The following is a 1440-nucleotide window of genomic DNA, read 5'->3' on the forward strand; positions in this document are numbered from 1 at the left end:
GCATCGCGCTGACCGGCCGGCCGGTGTTCTCGGTCCAGCACCATCCCGAGGCATCGCCCGGCCCGCAGGATTCGCACTACCTCTTCCGCCGCTTCGTCAACCTCATCCGCGAGCGGCGCGGCGAGCCGGCGCTGGCCGAACGCGCCTGACGAGAACGACGTGCCTCAAGCCGCGTCGGTCACCGCTTCCTGCGCATGCATGCGCTCGACTTCCTTCGGTGTCGGCTTGGCTACCTTCGTCACGAAGACGATCACCGCCAGCGTGAGGAAAACAGCGCCGAGCACATAAGGCGCCCCGCCGAACACCACCGGCGCGTTCGGGCCGGTGAACCACGAAAAGATCGCCGTGTAGATAAGCGGCGTGACGATCGAGGTGATCGAGAAGATCGAGGTCATCGCCCCCTGCAACTCGCCTTGCGCCGAAGGCGGCACCTTCCCGGCGGCTAGGCTCCTGAGCGGAGGGTCGGCGAGCCCCTCCAGGCAGCCGGCGACGATAACCGCGTAGATCATCCAGCCTTGCGTCGCAAACGCGTAGCCGAAGGCGCCGAGCGCCGTGAAGGACAAGCCGATCGCCGCCGTCTTCCACTCGCCGAGCCTGGGGATGACCCGCGGCAGCACGGTCGCCATGACGATCGCGCCGCACAGGCCGAAGGCGCCAAGCGAGAAGCCGATCTGCTGCTGGTTCCAGCCGTAGCGGTAGCTGGAGACGAAGGACCACACCGCCGGATACATCATGTGGCCGAGCGTCATCAGGAAGAAGACGAGCCCGATCCAGCCGATGCCCGGATAATTGCGCATCTGGATGAGCGTGCCGACGGGATTGGCCCGCTTCCATTCGAAGCGGCGGCGATGCTGCGCGTCCAGCGTCTCCGGCAGGAAGACCATCGCGATCAGGAAATTCACCAAGGCAAGCCCGGCCGCGAAATAGAACGGCACGCGCGGCCCGAACGTACCGAGCAGCCCGCCGAGCACCGGGCCGATGACGAAGCCGACGCCGAACGCGATGCCGAGCAGGCCGAAATTCTTGGCCCGGTTCTCGTCGGTGGAGATGTCGGCGATGAAGGCGGACGTCGTCGAATAGCTGGCGCCGGAAATGCCGGCGAGGATCCGGCCGATGAACAGCATCGGATAGGACCAGGCGATGGCGCAGATCAGGTTGTCGATGGAAAAGGTGAGCACTGAGGCAAGCAGGATCGGCCGTCGGCCGAAGCGGTCGCTCAAGCCGCCGATGACCGGCGCGAAGAAAAATTGCATCGCCGCGTAGACGAAGAACAGCCAGCCGCCCTCGATCGCCGCCTCGCTGACGCCGACGCCGGTCAGCTCCTGCAGATAGGCCGGCAGCACCGGCATGATGATGCCGAAGCCGATGATGTCGAGCAAAAGCGTGGTGAAAACGAGCGCAAGGCCCCGCTTGGCGGTCTTCGGGTCGATCATTGTGATA

Annotated in this window: 1 protein-coding gene and 1 pseudogene; one reads left to right on the forward strand and one right to left on the reverse strand. The window is 65.4% G+C overall.

Annotation, left to right across the window (positions count from 1 at the left end):
* A pseudogene (locus EOA29_RS36355) lies at positions 1–149 on the forward strand (carbamoyl phosphate synthase small subunit); the annotation flags it as partial.
* A 15-nt stretch (positions 150–164) separates the two neighbouring features.
* Here the strand turns inward: EOA29_RS36355 and EOA29_RS36360 are convergent.
* Complete coding sequence (locus EOA29_RS36360) at positions 165–1433, reverse strand: TCR/Tet family MFS transporter (RefSeq protein WP_126092465.1); 1269 nt, start codon at positions 1431–1433, stop codon at positions 165–167.
* Between the last annotated feature and the right edge of the window lie 7 nt (positions 1434–1440).

It is taken from the genome of Mesorhizobium sp. M1E.F.Ca.ET.063.01.1.1, from assembly GCF_003998155.1.
Lineage (GTDB): Bacteria > Pseudomonadota > Alphaproteobacteria > Rhizobiales > Rhizobiaceae > Mesorhizobium.